This is a genomic window from Streptomyces sp. SP18BB07 (assembly GCF_036322545.1).
GTDB classification, from domain to species: Bacteria; Actinomycetota; Actinomycetes; order Streptomycetales; family Streptomycetaceae; genus Streptomyces; species Streptomyces deccanensis.
The window spans coordinates 73,291-90,660 of record NZ_JAQYWT010000244.1; the positions used below are offsets into that span (position 1 = coordinate 73,291).

The 17,370-nt window shown below is 72.4% G+C and carries 16 protein-coding genes; 11 read left to right on the forward strand and 5 right to left on the reverse strand.

Annotated features, from left to right (window positions below):
• Positions 1 to 258: 258 nt before the first annotated feature.
• From PUR53_RS08620 to PUR53_RS08630, 3 genes are all read left to right on the forward strand, one after another.
• On the forward strand, positions 259 to 918 hold the full coding sequence (locus PUR53_RS08620) for a response regulator transcription factor (protein ID WP_329895753.1): 660 nt from the start codon (positions 259 to 261) through the stop codon (positions 916 to 918).
• A 172-nt stretch (positions 919 to 1,090) separates the two neighbouring features.
• Positions 1,091 to 3,028: a 2-oxoacid:acceptor oxidoreductase subunit alpha gene (locus PUR53_RS08625; protein WP_329895707.1), complete on the forward strand. Its 1,938-nt coding sequence runs from the start codon at positions 1,091 to 1,093 to the stop codon at positions 3,026 to 3,028.
• Positions 3,021 to 4,109, forward strand: a complete 1,089-nt coding sequence (locus PUR53_RS08630; protein WP_329895706.1) for a 2-oxoacid:ferredoxin oxidoreductase subunit beta — start codon at positions 3,021 to 3,023, stop codon at positions 4,107 to 4,109. Before PUR53_RS08625 ends, PUR53_RS08630 begins: the two co-directional genes overlap by 8 nt.
• Positions 4,110 to 4,197: 88 nt before the next feature.
• Here PUR53_RS08630 and PUR53_RS08635 read toward each other — a convergent pair whose 3' ends face one another.
• Positions 4,198 to 4,593 carry a winged helix-turn-helix transcriptional regulator gene (locus PUR53_RS08635; RefSeq protein ID WP_329895705.1) on the reverse strand — a complete coding sequence of 132 codons (396 nt, stop codon included), beginning with the start codon at positions 4,591 to 4,593 and terminating at the stop codon, positions 4,198 to 4,200.
• Between the two features lie 90 nt (positions 4,594 to 4,683).
• Here PUR53_RS08635 and PUR53_RS08640 point away from each other — a divergent pair, with 90 nt between their 5' ends.
• The 3 genes from PUR53_RS08640 to PUR53_RS08650 all read left to right on the forward strand — a co-directional run bounded on the left by PUR53_RS08640 (position 4,684) and on the right by PUR53_RS08650 (position 7,914).
• Positions 4,684 to 5,538: an NAD(P)H-binding protein gene (locus PUR53_RS08640; protein WP_329907896.1), complete on the forward strand. Its 855-nt coding sequence runs from the start codon at positions 4,684 to 4,686 to the stop codon at positions 5,536 to 5,538.
• A gap of 226 nt (positions 5,539 to 5,764) precedes the next feature.
• Positions 5,765 to 6,817: an EamA family transporter RarD gene (rarD, locus tag PUR53_RS08645; protein ID WP_329907897.1), complete on the forward strand. Its 1,053-nt coding sequence runs from the start codon at positions 5,765 to 5,767 to the stop codon at positions 6,815 to 6,817.
• 119 nt (positions 6,818 to 6,936) lie between these two features.
• A complete protein-coding gene (locus PUR53_RS08650) occupies positions 6,937 to 7,914 on the forward strand; it encodes a M28 family metallopeptidase (protein ID WP_329895702.1) in 978 nt (325 codons plus the stop codon).
• 121 nt (positions 7,915 to 8,035) lie between these two features.
• Here the strand turns inward: PUR53_RS08650 and PUR53_RS08655 are convergent, their stop codons facing one another.
• The 4 genes from PUR53_RS08655 to PUR53_RS08670 all read right to left on the reverse strand — a co-directional run bounded on the left by PUR53_RS08655 (position 8,036) and on the right by PUR53_RS08670 (position 13,376).
• A complete protein-coding gene (locus PUR53_RS08655; protein ID WP_329907898.1) occupies positions 8,036 to 8,620 on the reverse strand; it encodes a hypothetical protein in 585 nt (194 codons plus the stop codon).
• A 109-nt stretch (positions 8,621 to 8,729) separates the two neighbouring features.
• Positions 8,730 to 11,336: a hypothetical protein gene (locus PUR53_RS08660; RefSeq protein WP_329907899.1), complete on the reverse strand. Its 2,607-nt coding sequence runs from the start codon at positions 11,334 to 11,336 to the stop codon at positions 8,730 to 8,732.
• A 7-nt stretch (positions 11,337 to 11,343) separates the two neighbouring features.
• Positions 11,344 to 12,237 carry a hypothetical protein gene (locus tag PUR53_RS08665; protein ID WP_329907900.1) on the reverse strand — a complete coding sequence of 298 codons (894 nt, stop codon included), beginning with the start codon at positions 12,235 to 12,237 and terminating at the stop codon, positions 11,344 to 11,346.
• Between the two features lie 104 nt (positions 12,238 to 12,341).
• Positions 12,342 to 13,376, reverse strand: a complete 1,035-nt coding sequence (locus PUR53_RS08670) for a peptidoglycan DD-metalloendopeptidase family protein (protein WP_329895698.1) — start codon at positions 13,374 to 13,376, stop codon at positions 12,342 to 12,344.
• Between the two features lie 370 nt (positions 13,377 to 13,746).
• On the opposite strand from PUR53_RS08670, the gene PUR53_RS08675 reads away from it, so the two are divergent.
• The 5 genes from PUR53_RS08675 to PUR53_RS08695 all read left to right on the forward strand — a co-directional run bounded on the left by PUR53_RS08675 (position 13,747) and on the right by PUR53_RS08695 (position 17,334).
• Positions 13,747 to 14,295 carry a DUF6668 family protein gene (locus PUR53_RS08675; RefSeq protein ID WP_329907925.1) on the forward strand — a complete coding sequence of 183 codons (549 nt, stop codon included), beginning with the start codon at positions 13,747 to 13,749 and terminating at the stop codon, positions 14,293 to 14,295.
• Complete coding sequence (locus PUR53_RS08680) at positions 14,292 to 14,552, forward strand: hypothetical protein (protein ID WP_329895697.1); 261 nt, start codon at positions 14,292 to 14,294, stop codon at positions 14,550 to 14,552. Before PUR53_RS08675 ends, PUR53_RS08680 begins: the two co-directional genes overlap by 4 nt.
• Before the next feature lie 470 nt (positions 14,553 to 15,022).
• Entirely contained in the window at positions 15,023 to 15,319 is a 297-nt protein-coding gene (locus PUR53_RS08685) for a hypothetical protein (RefSeq protein WP_045559387.1), read from the forward strand.
• Between the two features lie 31 nt (positions 15,320 to 15,350).
• Complete coding sequence (locus PUR53_RS08690; protein ID WP_329907901.1) at positions 15,351 to 16,151, forward strand: hypothetical protein; 801 nt, start codon at positions 15,351 to 15,353, stop codon at positions 16,149 to 16,151.
• A 1-nt stretch (position 16,152) separates the two neighbouring features.
• Positions 16,153 to 17,334: a hypothetical protein gene (locus tag PUR53_RS08695; RefSeq protein ID WP_329895695.1), complete on the forward strand. Its 1,182-nt coding sequence runs from the start codon at positions 16,153 to 16,155 to the stop codon at positions 17,332 to 17,334.
• The last annotated feature ends 36 nt before the right edge of the window (positions 17,335 to 17,370 follow it).

Here is a 17,370-nt window from a genome sequence, read left to right on the forward strand (position 1 = left end):
TCACCATGGGCGAGTGCAGGTGCGTGGGGCTTCCCGCGCCGTTCCCCGCGCCCCTGAAGAGCCGGGGCTGCGCCCCGTGCTCTTCAGGGGCGGGTGAGATCCGGTGCTCGCACGATGTCAGCGGCGGCATTCGGCCAGTTCATGGGCGGTTCCTGTCCCTGTTTTCTCGTTGGCGCGGGTCACGGGTGTTCCGATGCTGGAATGCTGGAGGCTGTCGCGGTACGGGGTGCAGTGGGGGGAACGGGCGTGGAGGACAGGGTGCGGGTGGTCATCGCCGAGGATTCGGTGCTGTTGCGGGAGGGGCTGACGCGGCTGCTGACCGACCGGGGGCACGATGTCGTCGCGGGGGTCGGGGACGGGAACGCCCTGATCAAGACGATCACCGAGTTCGCGGAGCAGGGGGACCTGCCGGACGTGGTCGTCGCCGATGTGCGGATGCCGCCGACCCACACCGACGAGGGCGTGCGGGCCGCCGTACAGCTGCGGAAGTCGCATCCGGAGCTGGGCGTGCTCGTGCTGTCGCAGTACGTGGAGGAGCGGTACGCCACCGAGCTGCTCGCCGGGTCCAGCCGTGGCGTGGGCTATCTGCTGAAGGACCGGGTGGCCGAGGTACGGGAGTTCGTGGACGCCGTGGTGCGGGTCGCGCGGGGCGGTACGGCGCTGGACCCCGAGGTGGTCGCGCAGCTGCTCGGGCGAAGCCGGAAGCAGGACGTGCTCGCGGGGCTCACCCCTCGGGAGCGTGAGGTGCTGGGGCTGATGGCGGAGGGGCGGACCAACTCGGCGATCGCCCGGCAGCTGGTCGTCAGCGACGGGGCCGTCGAGAAGCACGTCAGCAACATCTTCCTGAAGCTCGGGCTGTCGCCGAGCGACGGGGACCACCGGCGGGTGCTGGCCGTGCTCACCTACCTGAATTCATGATTGTCTGACACCGTGTCAGACAGGGCTCCCGAGCCCTCCGCGTCCGCCGTCCCGTCCGCCCTCCAGGTGGACAAGTCGGGGCGTTCGCCGGCCCCGCCGACGTAGGGTTGGTCTTGGGAGGGCCGGCGGGTCGGCCGTTCCCGGACAGCCGCCTCAAGGGAGGTCCAGTTCAGTGACCAGCCAGGTCAGCAGCCCAGCGGAGCAGGCCGACGAGTCCGCTCTGGGAGAACTGAGGGAACAGCGCCATCCGGCCGGGCCGAAGGACGTCCGCCGACTCGATCGGGTGATCATCCGGTTCGCCGGGGACTCCGGTGACGGTATGCAGCTCACCGGCGACCGCTTCACCTCCGAGACCGCCACCTTCGGCAACGACCTCTCCACCCTGCCGAACTTCCCCGCCGAGATCCGCGCCCCCGCCGGCACCCTGCCGGGCGTCTCCAGCTTCCAGCTGCACTTCGCCGACCACGACATCCTCACCCCGGGCGACGCGCCCAACGTGCTCGTCGCGATGAACCCGGCCGCGCTCAAGGCGAACATCGGGGACGTGCCACGGGGCGCGGAGGTCATCGTCAACACGGACGAGTTCACCAAACGGGCGATGCAGAAGGTCGGGTACACGACCAGCCCGCTGGAGGACGGGTCGCTGGACGGATACAGCCTCCATCCGGTGCCGCTGACCACCCTCACCGTCGAGGCACTCAAGGAATTCGACCTCAGTCGCAAGGAGGCCGAGCGCAGCAAGAACATGTTCGCGCTCGGCCTCCTGTCGTGGATGTACCACCGGCCGACCGAGGGCACGGAGAAGTTCCTGGCGACCAAGTTCGCCAAGAAGCCGGACATCGCGGCCGCCAACCTCGCCGCCTTCCGCGCGGGCTGGAACTTCGGGGAGACCACCGAGGACTTCGCGGTCAGTTACGAGATCGCCCCGGCGACCCAGGCCTTCCCGGTGGGGACGTACCGGAACATCTCCGGGAACCTGGCCCTGTCGTACGGGCTGATCGCGGCCTCGCGCCAGGCGGATCTGCCGCTCTACCTGGGCTCGTACCCGATCACCCCGGCCTCGGACATCCTGCACGAGCTGAGCCGGCACAAGAACTTCGGTGTGCGGACCTTCCAGGCGGAGGACGAGATCGCGGGCATCGGGGCCGCGCTGGGGGCCGCTTTCGGGGGGTCCCTCGCGGTCACGACGACCTCCGGGCCGGGTGTGGCGCTGAAGTCGGAGACCATCGGGCTCGCCGTCTCGCTGGAACTGCCGCTGCTCGTCGTCGACATCCAGCGCGGCGGTCCGTCGACCGGGCTGCCGACCAAGACCGAGCAGGCCGATCTGCTCCAGGCCATGTACGGGCGCAACGGCGAGGCCCCGGTGCCGGTGGTCGCGCCGCGCACCCCGGCCGACTGTTTCGACGCGGCCGTGGAGGCGGCGCGGATCGCCCTGACGTACCGGACGCCCGTCTTCCTCCTCTCCGACGGCTACCTGGCCAACGGCAGCGAGCCCTGGCGCATCCCCGAGATCGACGAACTGCCCGATCTGACGGTGCAGTTCGCCCAGGGTCCCAACCACACGCTCGACGACGGCACCGAGGTCTTCTGGCCCTACAAGCGCGACCCGCAGACCCTGGCCCGGCCGTGGGCCGTGCCGGGGACGCCGGGGCTGGAACACCGCATCGGCGGCATCGAGAAGCAGGACGGCACCGGCAACATCTCCTACGACCCCGCCAACCACGACTTCATGGTGCGCACCCGGCAGGCCAAGATCGACGGGATCGACGTGCCGGACGTCGAGGTCGACGATCCGCACGGGGCGCGCACGCTGGTGCTGGGCTGGGGCTCGACGTACGGGCCGATCACGGCGGCGGTACGGCGGCTGCGTACGGCCGGGGAGTCCATCGCGCAGGCCCATCTGCGGCACCTCAACCCCTTCCCGCGGAATCTCGGTACGGTGCTGGCGCGTTACGACAAGGTGGTGATCCCCGAGATGAACCTCGGGCAGCTCGCCATGCTCGTCCGGGCGAAGTACCTGGTGGACGCCCACTCGTACAACCAGGTGAACGGCATGCCGTTCAAGGCGGAGCAGCTCGCCACGGCTCTCAAGGAGGCCATCGATGGCTGAGAGGTCCACGGAGACCGCGGGTGCGGGCGGCACGATCGAGGCGCTCTCCCTCGTGCCCAAGGCCACGGCCCGGCAGTCCATGAAGGACTTCAAGTCGGATCAGGAAGTGCGCTGGTGCCCCGGCTGCGGTGACTACGCGATCCTGGCCGCCGTCCAGGGCTTCATGCCCGAACTGGGGCTGGCCAGGGAGAACATCGTCTTCGTCTCGGGCATCGGCTGCTCGTCCCGCTTCCCGTACTACATGGACACCTACGGGATGCACTCCATCCACGGGCGTGCGCCGGCGATCGCGACCGGGCTCGCCACCTCGCGGCGCGATCTGTCCGTCTGGGTGGTCACCGGCGACGGGGACGCGCTGTCCATCGGCGGCAACCATCTGATCCACGCCCTGCGGCGCAATGTGAACCTGAAGATCCTGCTCTTCAACAACCGCATCTACGGGCTGACGAAGGGGCAGTACTCCCCCACCTCCGAGGTCGGGAAGATCACCAAGTCGACGCCGATGGGGTCGCTGGACGCGCCCTTCAACCCGGTGTCTCTGGCGATCGGGGCGGAGGCGTCGTTCGTGGCGCGGACCGTGGACTCCGACCGCAAGCACCTGACGGAGGTGCTGCGGCAGGCCGCCGCCCACCCGGGCACGGCGCTGGTGGAGATCTACCAGAACTGCAACATCTTCAACGACGGCGCGTTCGAGGTCCTCAAGGACCGGCAGCAGGCCGAGGAGGCCGTGATCCGGCTGGAGCACGGGCAGCCGATCCGGTTCGGGGCTGACGGAGGGCGTGGCGTCGTACGGGACGAGGCGACCGGTGATCTGAGGGTGGTCACCGTGACCGCGGAGAACGAGTCCCGGATCCTGGTCCACGACGCGCACGCCGCGTCGCCGACCACGGCGTTCGCGCTGTCGCGGCTGGCCGATCCGGACACCCTGCACCACACCCCGATCGGTGTCCTGCGCTCCGTCGAACGGCCCGTCTACGACACGCAGATGGCCGACCAGATCGACACCGCCGTCGACCGGCTCGGCAAGGGCGACCTCTCGGCGCTGCTGGCCGGCGGCGACACCTGGACGGTGGTCGGCTGAGCCACGGCCGACGACGGCGGCCACGGCCGACCGGCGGAGGACGGCGAAGGACCGCGGAGGACGATCGAGCGGCGAGGCCCGGGGCGGTTCAGCCTCGGGCTTCGTCGTACGCCCGCCGGGCCCGCTCCACCTCGTCCATGCGGTCCTTCGTCCAGCCCGCCAGGGCGCGCACCTGTTCGGCGGCCTCGCGGCCGAGGTCGGTGAGGGAGTAGTCGACACGGGGCGGGATGACGGGCTTGGCGTCGCGGTGGACGAGGCCGTCGCGCTCCAGGGTCTGCAGGGTCTGCGTGAGCATCTTCTCGCTGACCCGGCCGATGGCCCGGCGCAGCTCACTGAAGCGGTACGGCCGCTCCAGCAGCTCGATCAGGACGAGGACGCCCCAGCGGCTGGTGACGTGCTCCAGGACGAGGCGGTGCGGGCACATGCCCTCGGCGCCCATGTCGTAGTTGTTCGCGGGCTGCGGCGACACCTTGCTTACGGCCATGCCAGTACCTTACTTCAAAGTGGGTACTTTCGAAGAGTTAGTGCACCCCCTAGGGTGAGTGCGTACCCGCCCCCCTGGAGGAGTTCCACCATGAGCATCGTCGTCACCGGAGCCACCGGCCACCTCGGCAAGTTCGTCATCGAGGGCCTGTTGGAGAAGGTACCGGCCGAGCAGATCACGGCCGTCGTCCGCAGCGCGGAGAAGGCCGCCGGATTCGCGGCGCGCGGCGTGAAGATCGCCGTGGCCGACTACAGCGCCCCCGAGACCTTCGACGGCCTGTTCGCCGCCGGTGACAAGGTGCTGCTGATCTCCGGCAGCGAGGTCGGCGCGGACCGGGTGGGCCAGCACAAGGTCGTGATCGACGCCGCCAAGGCCGCGGGCGCGGCGCTCCTCGCGTACACCAGCGCGCCGGGCACCCTGACGGCCGCGCTCGCCGACGACCACAAGGCCACCGAGAAGGCGCTGCTCGCCTCCGGACTGCCGTACACCCTGCTGCGCAACGGCTGGTACAACGAGAACTACACCGAGCAGCTCGCACCGGTGCTGGAGTACAACGCCGTCACCCACGCCGCCGGCGAGGGCCGGGTCTCCTCCGCGGCCCGCGCGGACTACGCGGCCGCCGCCGTCGCCGTACTGACCGGCGAGGGCCACGAGTACCAGACCTACGAGCTGGGCGGCGACACCGCGTGGAGCTTCGCCGAGTACGCGGCCGAGCTGAGCAAGCAGACCGGCAAGGAGATAGCGAACAACCCCGTCTCCGTCGAGGCGCTCACCGGCATCCTGACCGGCGCCGGGCTCCCCGCGTTCCTCGCCGAGATCCTCGCGGGCGTCGACGCGTCCGTCGCCAAGGGCGAGCTGGTCGTCTCCTCCGGCGACCTCTCCCGCCTCATCGGCCGCCCGACCACGCCGATCGAGGAGTCGATCACGGCGGCGCTGAAGGCGTGACCCGCCGGGGCTGAGCCCGCGCACGCCACAGCCGTGCACCCCGGGGTCGCGCAACCCGGGGCCGCGCGCCCCGGACGGCGCCCCGGACTCCCCCTCGGGGCGCCCACCCCCGGCTGTCATGACCGTATCCCGATACGGGCATGACGGCCGGGGGTGCTCGGCGTTACCGTCGGGAGGGCTTAGGGTTCGGGGTCGCGGCGGCGCGGCCGGGCAAGGAGGAGGGGCCGTGGCGGCGCAGTCGAGGGGCGAACACCGGACAGGATTGCTGAACGGCATCGCCGCGTACGGGATGTGGGGGCTCGTCCCGCTCTTCTGGCCCCTGCTGAAGCCCTCCGGCGCGGTGGAGATCCTCGCCCACCGCATGGTCTGGTCCCTCGGGGTCGTCGGTGTCGTACTGCTGGTGCTGCGGCGCTTGTCCTGGGCCGGCGAGCTGCTGCGGCAGCCGCGCAAGCTCGTCCTGATCACGGTCGCGGCGGCCACGATCACCGTCAACTGGGGCGTCTACATCTGGGCCGTCAACACCCACCAGGTGGTCGAGGCGTCCCTCGGGTACTTCATCAACCCGCTCGTCACCATCGCCATCGGCGTCCTGCTGCTGAAGGAACGGCTGCGGCCCGTCCAGTGGACGGCGGTCGGCGTCGGCTTCGCGGCCGTCCTCGTCCTCACCATCGGCTACGGGCGGCCGCCGTGGATCTCCCTCTGTCTCGCCTTCTCCTTCGCCACGTACGGGCTGGTGAAGAAGAAGGTCAACCTGGGCGGCGTCGAGTCGCTCGCCGCCGAGACCGCGATCCAGTTCCTGCCCGCGCTGGCCTATCTGCTGTGGCTGGGCTCGCGCGGGGAGGCCACCTTCGGCCCCGAGGGGACGGGACACGCGCTGCTGCTGGCCGCGACCGGACTGGTGACCGCCCTGCCGCTGGTGTGCTTCGGGGCGGCCGCGATCCGGGTGCCGCTGTCCACGCTGGGGCTGCTGCAGTATCTGGCGCCGGTGTTCCAGTTCCTGCTGGGCGTCCTCTACTTCGGTGAGGCCATGCCGCCCGAGCGGTGGGCGGGCTTCGCGCTGGTGTGGCTGGCGCTGTCCCTGCTGACGTGGGACGCGCTGCGGACGGCGCGGGTGTCGCGGAGGCGACTGGAGGAGTTGGGCGTCGCCACGGAGATCGTCGGTGCGGATGCCGTGGGTGCGGATGCCGTGGGTGCGGATGCCATCGATGTCGGGGCGGCGGCTGGGGTGGAGGGCGTCGGTGCGAAGGCCGTCGAGGCGCGAACTCCGCTGGCCAAATAGCACTCTTGACGGAGAGTCAGTCCCGCCCGCACCATCCAGGCACCTCATTCACCGGGTTCGCCATGGACACATCAACAGTGTCGTCCGGGGCGGACCCATGGAATTCGGAGCCCCCCACTATGAAGCTCTCTGTTCCAGTCACGGGACGCGCCGCCGTCGCCACCGCCGTCACGGTGGCCACGCTCTTCACCACCGGTTCCATAGCGGGGGCGGCCCCCGCCCCCGACCGGGCGGCCGCCGCTCCCGCCACGACGATCGCCGCGGCGCCCGACCTGCCCGTGGCCAACGTCAAGGCCCACCTGGCCCAGTTTCAGTCCATCGCCACCGCCAACGGCGGCAACAGAGCCCACGGCCGGGCCGGCTACCTCGCGTCACTGAACTACGTGAAGGGCAAGCTCGACGCGGCGGGCTTCACCACGACCGTGCAGTCCTTCACGTCCGGCGGGCGCACCGGCTACAACCTGATCGCGGACTGGCCGGGCGGCGACACGAACCAGGTTGTCATGGCCGGTTCACACCTGGACAGTGTCTCCTCGGGCGCGGGCATCAACGACAACGGGAGCGGGTCCGCCGCCGTGCTGGAGGCCGCGCTGGCCGTGTCCCGCACGAACTACCAGCCCACGAAGCATCTGCGGTTCGCCTGGTGGGGCGCGGAGGAGCTGGGCCTCGTCGGCTCCCGCTACTACGTCAACAACCTGTCCGCCGCGAACCGGGCCCGCATCAGCGGCTACCTCAACTTCGACATGATCGGCTCGCCGAACCCCGGCTACTTCGTCTACGACGACAACCCCGTCATCGAGCAGACCTTCAAGGACTACTTCACGGGGATCGGCGTCCCGACCGAGATCGAGACCGAGGGCGACGGCCGCTCCGACCACGCGCCGTTCAAGAGCGCCGGCGTTCCCGTCGGCGGGCTCTTCACGGGGGCGAGCCGGACGAAGACCGCCGCGCAGGTCGCCAAGTGGGGCGGTACGTCCGGCCAGGCCTTCGACCGCTGCTACCACTCCTCCTGCGACACCACGGCCAACATCAACGACACGGCGCTCGACCGGAACGGGGACGCGCTGGCGTACGCGGTGTGGGAGCTGTCGGAGTGAGGTGACGGCGACGGCCCGGTTCCGGGGTCGGCCGGCGGTGGGGAGCGCCGCGGTCGGCCCCGGAGTGCGTTGGGGGCGCGGGAGCCTGGGGCCTGAGGGCGTGGGGGTGAGTGCGGGCGGGTCAGCGTGACCGGCGGTGGGTGGGGACGGGGGTCGGCGGGCCGGTCACGGTCGTGGTGTGGTGGGCCGTGAGGACGTGGGTGTGTGCCGGGGTCGCGGTCCTCGACCTGAGGCGGGACGCGACCGAGGTGGGCATGCCGGTGCCGTGGGCGAGGTCGGCGGCCACGGCCGAGCGGAGCGCGCCGAGCCGGGCCAGCTGACCGCTCCGACGTTCCGGGGTGAGCGCGCCGACGTCGACGCCCAGCGCGGCCCGTACGGCCCCTGGGTGCGTCGGGATGGGGGCGGCGCCCTTCGCGGGGGCGCGGGAAGGGTCGAGTCCGGCGGAGCGGAGGGCTGCGGCGCGGGCGCTCCAGGGGGCGGCCGTCACGGGCGCGAGCGCCGGTGTGGGCGCGGGCGCTGTCGTACGGCGGTGAGGGGTGCCGGGCGCGCCGGGGGTGCCGTGCCGGGCGGCCGGCGTGTGTGGGAGTCGGGAGAGAGTGCGCCAACTCACGGTGCCGGTCAGCTCGTTGACGGTGACCTCGACCCGGGGGCGGGGCGCGGGGCGGGGTTCGGGGGACGTCGGGGAGGGGGACCGGTGACGGGCCACGTGGGATCGGTCGGTGGTGGGGCGGTCGGGTGTGGGGTCGGGGCGGTTGCGTGTGACGTCGGGGCCGGCTGGTGTGGCGGCCGGGTGGTGTGGGTGGCGTCGGGTGGGGTCACTGGCCATGGGCGTAGGGGGCGGAGTCGAGGGCGCGGGCCCGGTCCGTGAGGCGGGTCATGCGGGTGCGGGCCTTCTCCAGTTGCTCCAGGTCGTCGGCGGCGGGGCCGGCGTCCGCGGCGAGGTCGGTCCAGACGGCGATCAGGTCGCGGCCCAGGTGCAGGCCCTGCAACGGGTCGCGCACCGCCCGCCAGGCGGCCGCCGCGCTCTGGATGTTGCCGTACGCGGCACGCTGGTCGCGCATGCGGTGGCGGAGGCCGGCGAGGTCGAGGGAGAGGTGGAACGAGCGGAGGGCGTCACCGGCCAAGTAGGCGATGTATGCGGTGAGTTCACGGAGTTTCAGCACCTCGGGGTGCTGGGGTCCGAGCGCCGCCGTCGCCTGGGCGACCGTCTGCTCGGCCATCTCGGCGGCCTCCTGGATCCGGCCCAGTTTCACGGCCTCGTTGATGCGGGAGACGGGCTCCGCGAACGGCGACGGGGTGCCGCCGTCCTCCTCCGCCGGGTCCAGCACGGCCTCGGCCACCGCGTCGAACTCCCGTACAGGCGGGGGTTTCGGCGCGGTGTCCTCCTCCAGCACCTTCCACTCGGGGGCGGAGTAGGCGTCGGACGCGGACTCCTCCGGAGGGGCCAGGGTGGTGGGGGGCGCGGGTTCCGGGGTGGGGGCGGTGGGCGGCGTGGGGATCGGCATCGGGGCCGGGGTCGGGGGCCAGGGCTGGGGCTCCAGCGAGAGGGGCCCTGACTCCGGGGCGGGCCCCGAGGACGGAGCGTAGGTCGGCTCCGGGGTGGGGGCGTCGGTCGGGGCCGGGGGCCAGGCCGGGGAGACCGCCCCGGTCGGGGACAGGTCGGGGTCCGTGAGCGGGCCGAACTCGCCGGTCGGGGGCGAGACGGTGCCGACGGGCGGGGCGGTGTCCTGGGCGGGCCCGGGTGTCGCGGGTCGGGCGTCCGAGTCCGTCGGGATGCCCGGCAGGGTGAGGGGGAGGCCCGGGGTGCGCGGAGGCTGCGCCAAGGGTCCGTCCTTCGGTTCCGGCACCGCGCGCAGCACGAACGTCGACGGGACGACCCCGCGCGACGGCGGCTGCGACGCGTCGCCCTGCTCGCCTCGTTCGCCCTGCTTCTCCTTCGCCGCCGTGAGGGGCATGGTCCGCGGCTCCCGCTTCACGGGCTGGCCCGCCGACGGCGAGGGGGGAGTCGCGGCCGAATCGGGTGTGGGCTGGTTGGGGGCGAGTGCGGCGGGTTCGGTGACCTGTGCGCGGGCGTGCGCGGGTGCAGCGGCGTCGATGGGCGCGGGGTGCGGGTCGTACGCGGGCTCGGAAGAGGGCGCGTGGGTGGGGGCGGGCGCGGGCGTCGGCTCGGCGAAGGGAGCGGGCGCGGGCTTCGCCGCCGTCAGCGGAAGGGTGCTGGGCTCCCGCTTCGGGCGCTCGGGCTCCGGGGTGGCGGCGACAGGCTCCGCCGAGAGTGCCGGGTCGCTCGCCGCCAACCGCATCGTGCTCGGTTCCCGCTTCGCCTGCGCCTGAGGGTGCGACGGCGACTCCGGCCGCGCGTCCGGCAGCGCATCAGGCCGCACGGCCGACTGCGGCTGGGGCTGGGGCTGGGGGCGATGCTGCGGCTGCGGTCGATGCGGCTCGGGGTGTGCGGATCCCTCCAGCCCCGCCTGAGGCTGCCACTGCGGCTGAGCCTCGGCCTGGGACGGAATTTGGGCCTGGGCCTGGGCCTGGGATGGGGGCGGGGCCTGCCCGGTCGACTGCGGCTGCCACTCGGCCGACCGGGCCCGCAGCTCATCGTCCACCTGCGGATCCCGCCCAGGCCGACCCTGCGGCTCCAGCCCGGCCTCGCGCTGCTGCTGCCAGCCGGTGCGAGACCGCGGCTCTCCCCCGCCCTGAGGCTGCCACTCGGCCGGAGAGCGGCGCTCAGCGTCCGTCTGCGGCTCCCGTCCAGGCTCGGCCTGCGCGTGCCGTTCGAGGCGTGGCTGCCAGTTCGGGTCCTGGCGATGGTGTGCCGGGGGGTGAGCATGCGGGTGTGCGGGGTGCGCGCTGCCCTGTTCGTGCGGGTGCGTGCCGTGCGAGTCGCCCTGTTCCTGCGGGAGTTGGCCCATGATCGCCGACTCCGGTACCGCGCGCAGGACGTGCGTCGACCTGTCTCGGCGCGGGGCCGGGGCCGGTGCGGGGGCCGACGTGGGCGGCTCCGGCGCTGTCCACGCGGCCGTGCCCTCGCCCAGGTGAGCCGGCGCGGCCGTGTCCGGCGCGACCGCCGCCCCGGGGCCTCCCCCGCTGCCCGTCCGTGCCGCGAACCCCTTCGGCTCGCTCACCCGTACCGGCTCGCCCGCGTAGTGGCTGGAGCCGTCGACGTGGATCTGGAGCGGGACGACGTAGCCGATGCGTTCGTCGTGGACCGTCGCGAGGACGGGGTGACCGGTGGCGAGGGCCAGGCGGTGGAGGTAGTCCAACGCGGCGGCCTGGAGGGACTCCCCGGCGGCCGGCGGTACCGGCATGCCGCCGACCGTCGCGCCGGCCTCGGCCGAGACCCGTACGTCGATCGGGGTGAGCCCGGCCGGCACACGTCCGGCGCGCTTGAGTTCCCGCTTCTGTTCGCGGCTGAGTCGAGTCATCGTTCCCTCACTCGGGTCGGGCAGAAGGAGAAGGAGAAAGAGGCGTGGTGGGGGTGGCGGCCGAGGCCTGGCTGGACGGGTCGGTCGTCGGTATCGCTGCCTCCACCGTACGCACCTCGTCCACCCGCCACGGCTCCCCCTTGCCCGACCGCACCAGCTTCACGTACACCGTGGCCTGAGGACCGGTCCCCGTCCAGCCGTCGCGGCCGTGTGCCGTGCCGTCGACGAAGAGGGCGCGGTAGGCGTCCCTGGCCGAGTCGGCGGGCGCGTCCCCGTCGTCGTCCGGTTCCACCTCGACCGTGGTCCACGCCTCGTGCGCGGCCCAGGAGTTCCACTGGTCGCCGGCGCCGCTCGCGGGGCGGTACGAGCGCTCGGCCTTCGCCTTGGCGGCGGTGAACCAGCGCGCGGAGCGCAGTACGGCGTCGTGCGGGCCGGTGTCGTACTTGGTGTCGTAGCCGTACGCGACCTCGGTCCAGGCCTCGGCGACGGCGGTCGCGTCCGTCTCGTCGACGCCGGTGGGGTTCGGGACGTGGGCGTCCGGGCCGAGCGACTTCCCGGAGGGGAGGGGGGCCTTGGGGGTGAAGGGCGGTTCGGAGGTGGCCGCGGAGCCGCCCGCCGACTCGCGGTGGTCCTGCAGACCGCAGGCGGTGAGGACCGCGACACCGGTCACCGTCGCGAGCAGGACCATGCCCGCACGCCGGACCACACCCGCACGCCGGACCAGACCCGCACGCCGGGCCAGCTCGCCACCGGCTCCGTACTGCCCGTACTGCCCGTACTGCCCGTACTGCCCGTACTGCCCGTACCGCCCGGACGGCCCACCGGGCGCGTGCGGTGCGCCCGGTACCCGCGCTCCCCCGCGTGCGTCACCTTCCGCACGCCCGCCCCGCGCATCGCGCATCGTGTTCACCCTCGTTCCCCTCCTCACCTCAGTGTTCTGCCCCGCCGAACCGGTCGTCCACGTCGAACGACGCGCCCGTGCCGCCCACTTGCTCCTCGCCATCACTACAGCCCCAGCCACGGCGCCGGATTCACGTACGCCCCGTTCTGCTGCACCTCGAAGTGGAGGTGGGCGCCCGTCGAGTAGCCGGTCGAGCCGACGAGGCCGACGCGTTGACCGACCTTGACCTTGTCGCCGACGCCCACGCTGAGACCGGACAGCATGTGGTTGTAGGTGGTGGAGATGGTGTCGCCGTCGATGGTGCCGTGGGAGATGACGACACGGTTGCCGTAGCCGTTGCTCCACCCGGCGAAGGTGACCACACCGTCGCGGGCGGCGAGGACCGGCGTGCCGGAGCCGGCGCCGAAGTCGATGCCGGTGTGGAGCTTGCGGACCCCGAGCGTGGGGTGCATGCGCCAGCCGTACGGGGAGGTCACGGGCGGGTTGCCGGAGAGCGGCATCGCCATCTGCCGGCCGGCCGGGAGCTTGCCGGGCGGGTCGTCGACCGACTCGTACTTGGAGATCAGGGACTTGATGCGGGCGACGTAGTTCTGGGTCTCGGTGTAGGGCGGGATGCCGCCGTACTTCTGCACGGCGCCCGGACCGGCGTTGTACGCGGCGAGCGCCAGGTCGAGGGTCTCGCCGCTCGCCTGGCCGCTGTCCTTGTAGCCCTGGACCTGCTTGGCGAGGGCGCAGTCGTAGCGGCCCTGGGCCATGATCGCGTCGCCGGGGTCGTACGGGGAGACACGGCCGTTGCCGTCGTCGTCCTTGCCCCAGCTCGGCCAGGTGCCGGGCATGAACTGGCTCAACCCCTCGGCGCCGACCGGGGACTTGGCGTTCGGGTTCCAGCCCGACTCGGCCTCGATCTGCGCGGCGATCACCGCCGGTTTGATGACGTCGCACATGGCGCCCGCCTTGAGCACCCACGGCACGTACTCGGCCGGTACCTGGCCCGACTTGAGGCCGCCCCCGACGCCCTGCTCCTCGGCCTCGGCGTCGCCTCCGCCGCTCACCGCGACCATCATGACCACCGGCATCAGCACGGCCGCCACACAGCCGCCGACGACCCAGGTCGTGACGGACCCTCCCCCGTTGGACATCTGCTCCCCTCAGCGTCGAAGTGGCGGGCCGACGGACAGACGAAACACAGTGACGCCGATCCGTCATGTTCCTGCCACTTGGGTCCAGTCAGACGAGTCTCTCCGCTCACCCCCGCTCCCCGCGTCACCGGTGCGTCACAGGCTCGTCGCAGGAACTCACGTCCCGATTCCCAAGCCGCCCGTGCGCCGTGAAGATCGGGGGGTGGGCGCCGCGCCGGGCACGGAACGGGTGGCGGCCACCCCGCCGGGTGCGACGGGCGCCACGGGCTCAGGAAGACTGCGACGAGCGGACCGCGTCGAGCGGTCCGCCGCGATCAGTCGTGGGATCCGCGGTCAGCGGTGGATCCGCGATCAGCGGTGGAAACGGGGAGTGGTGGAGAGCGGTGATGCGGTGATGCGGCCGGAGACGGGACAGGCGGCGGCCGGGCCGGAGATCTGGGTGCGGGGTCCGGTGACGGAGCCGGAGGCGCGGCCGCCGGATCCGGAGCCCCTGGCGGCGGCGAGCACGCGACGGTTCTCCTGGGTCGCCACGCACGGCGGCGCCGGGTCCACCACCCTCGCGACGGTCTTCGGCGGCCATGACGCGGGCCGCAACTGGCCGCGTCCCGACCAGGGCGAGCCGGGGTCGGTGCTCCTGGTGGGGCGCACGCACGCCGCCGGGCTCGACGCGGTCTCGCACACCCTGGACATCTTCCGGCGGGGCGACGCGCCGCCGGGGCTCGACCTCGACGCGATCGTGCTGGTCGCGGACGCGCCCGGCCGGCTGCCCCGGCAGCTGGTGCAGCGCGTGAAGGTGATCGGTTCCGTCATAGACGTCTACCGCGTGCCCTGGGTGCCCGCCTGGCGCACCGGCGATCTCACCGGCCCGCCGCCCCGGGAGAGCGCGGCACTGGCCCGTCTGACCGGGAGGACCCCATGAGCAGCACCCTGTACGCCGCCGCCTCGACACTGGCCGCGCCTCCGGCCGTGGTCACCAACGAGCTCAACTACGTGCTGAACATCCTGGCCTGGCTGGTCACGGCGGCCGGTGTGTGCGGGCTGATGATCGTGGGCACGCGGATGGCCATCTCGCTGCGGTCCGGGGAGGGGGACGAGCACCTCAGCCAGTTCGCGGTGGTCATGGGCGCCTGCATCATCGGCGCGACGGCCGGGCCGATCGTGGGGTTCGTGCTGTAGGGAGACGCTCGGCAGAGCGGCACGACGGCCCGCCGGTTCCTCGTGAACCGGCGGGCCGTCGTCGTGCCGCCGGGCACGTCCGACCGCCCCATCCGGGCACGTCCGACCGCCCCACCCGGACGGCATCCGCCACCCCACCCGGACGGCATCTGCCGCCCCACCCTGGCGACTTCCCGTCGCACACCGGTACGAGATCTTCCGCTCAGCCGCAGGTCCGGGCGTTTCTGACGTGGTGTCACTGTCCCGGACATGACGAGGAGTTCCCGTCTGTCACGAGCACGTCACCGACAGGTGCTGGATCACTACATCGCTTGGTTTCGGCTCACAGCAGTCGCCAAGCTCACAGGGCGACCGGGAACCCGGGCACGTCACGCCGGCCCCGGAAGCGACCCAATGTCCCATCCGCTCACACCGGTCGACGCCGGCCCGCCGCCCACGGCGGGACGGCCGAGACCACGGGGAGAAACCACATGCTGCACGCGATAGCCGCCAAGGCTCATCAGTCCGTCCTCCTGGCCGACGGCACGGTCCCCAACCCCAACCGCGACGCCCCCGCCGAACTCACCGGCAAGGTCGACACCGTGCTCGGCATCGTCGCCTGGGCCGGCACCGCCGCCGGCGTCGCGGGGGTGCTGATCTGCGGCGCCATGATGGCGATCTCCATGCGCCGCGGCGAGGGCTCGGAGCACATGGGCCGACTCGGCATGGTCCTCGGCGGCTGTGTCCTGGTCGCCACCGCCGGCCCGCTCGTGAACTTCGTCTTCTAGTCGTCCGAGCACGTCGAAAGGGGGAGCGACGATGCTGAACTCCGGCCGGGCCCACGGGGGCAGCGGAGAGTGGGAGCAGCCGTTCTGGCAGCAGCGGGGCTGGATCCTGTCGGCCGGGTTCCTGGCGGTCCTGCTCGTCCTCGCCGTGCTCTTCGCGGTGACGGGCAACGGCGGCGAGGGGTCGACCGGCGCGGCCGGCGATCCGGACCCGGCGCCCACCTCCACCTCCGACACGGGCTCGGACAAGGGCTCGGGCTCCGGTGGCGGGGACGGCGGTGCGGACAAGCGGCCCGCCGGCTGCCACACCGACGACCGCGACCAGGCCGAGCCGACCGAGGCGCCGCGCGACTTCCACTGGAAGGCCAACGGCACCGGCCTGGTCCCGGTCTCCAAGGCGGCGGGCCCGCGCACGTACGACGGCCCGGTCTGGTCCTGCTTCGCGCACACCCCGCTGGGCGCCGTCATGGCGGTCCACTCCATCACCGACCACCTCAGCTACGACGGCTGGCGCGAGGTCGTCGACCAGCAGGTCGTGCCGGGCACGGGCCGCGACGCGCTGATCGCGAGCCGCTCCCAGGAGGCGGACAAGTCCACCACGGGATCGCCGGACGCCGGTGGCTACGCCGGGTTCACGGTCCTGTCGTACGACGAGACACAGGCGACCGTGATGGTCCTGGTGCGCGGCATGGGGGACGGCGGCTTCGGCGCCGCCTCGGTCACGGTGCGCTGGCGGGACGGCGACTGGAAGCTCTCGCCGGACCCGGACGGCACGGTCTACAGCGGAGTGTCGCAGGTCAGCGGCACCGACGGCTTCGTCACCTGGGAGGCGTGAGATGGCCTGCTCCTGGAAGCTCTACGACTGTGTCATCGAAGAGGGCGGCAAGCAGTTCACCGAGGGTGCCGTGGTCGTCTTCGCCAAGGCGATCGGCGACGGCGCGGCGGAGGTGCTCAAGGCGCTCAACGGCGTCTGGCTGAGCGTCGACGTGGAGGACCCGGCGGGGAACGGCGGAGGCCACGGCCAGGCGGCCGCGGGCAGCGCGATCGGAAAGATCATGGCGGAGGTCGACTGGATCGTCGCCTATGTGGCGGTGGCCTCGTTGCTGCTGGCCGCGATCCGGATGGCCGTGGACCGAAAAGGCCAGTCGATGCGACAGGCGTTCATGGGGATGTGGAAGGTCATCCTCGTCGGCGCGGCCTCCGTACCCGTGGTCACCGCCCTGATGAAGGCGTCGGACGCGTACGCCAAGGACGTGTACGCGCGATCGAACCTCGGTGACAAGGCCAACGAGATGCTGGGCGTGCTGACGCTCAACCAGCCCGGTCTGGTGCTGATCTTCGGTCTGCTGGTGATGCTGTCGAGCTTCGTGCAGATCGTGCTGATGTACATCCGCATCGGTGTGCTGATCATGCTGGTCGGCACGCTGCCGCTGGCCGCCGCCTCCTCGATGACCGGGTGGGGCGAGGGCTGGTGGAAGAAGCACATCGGCTGGCTCGCGGCCTGGCTGCTGTACAAGCCGGCGGCGGCCCTGATCATCTACTCGGCCACCTCGATGACCCAGGACACCAAGAACCTGGACCAGGTCATCGCAGGCATGGGCATGCTGATCCTGGCGGTGTTCGCGCTGCCCGCCCTGCTCAAGCTGATCGTCCCGGCCACGGCCGCGCTCGGCGGCACGTCGGGCGGCACGGTCGCCCTGGGCGCGGCCAACAACATGGCCTCCGGCGCGGTCAGCATCGCCGGCAGTGCCGTCGGCGCGGCCGGCCAGTCGGGCGGCGGCGGGGGCGGCGGCTCCGCGGGCCCCCAGGGTTCGCCCTCCTCGGGCGCGGGCTCCTCGGCGGGCGGTGCCGGAGGCGCCGGCGCGGCGGCCGGTACCGCCGCCGCGGGAGCGGCCACGGCCGGCGCGGCCGTCGCGGTCCAGGCCGCCGCGGTCGTCGTCCAGACCGGCATGCAGGCGGCCTCGGAGGTCGCGGGCTCCCTGGACGACAACGACGGCATGAAGGGCCACAACCAGTAGCGGTACCCCCGCGCCCCATGGAAAGCAGGGGCCGCA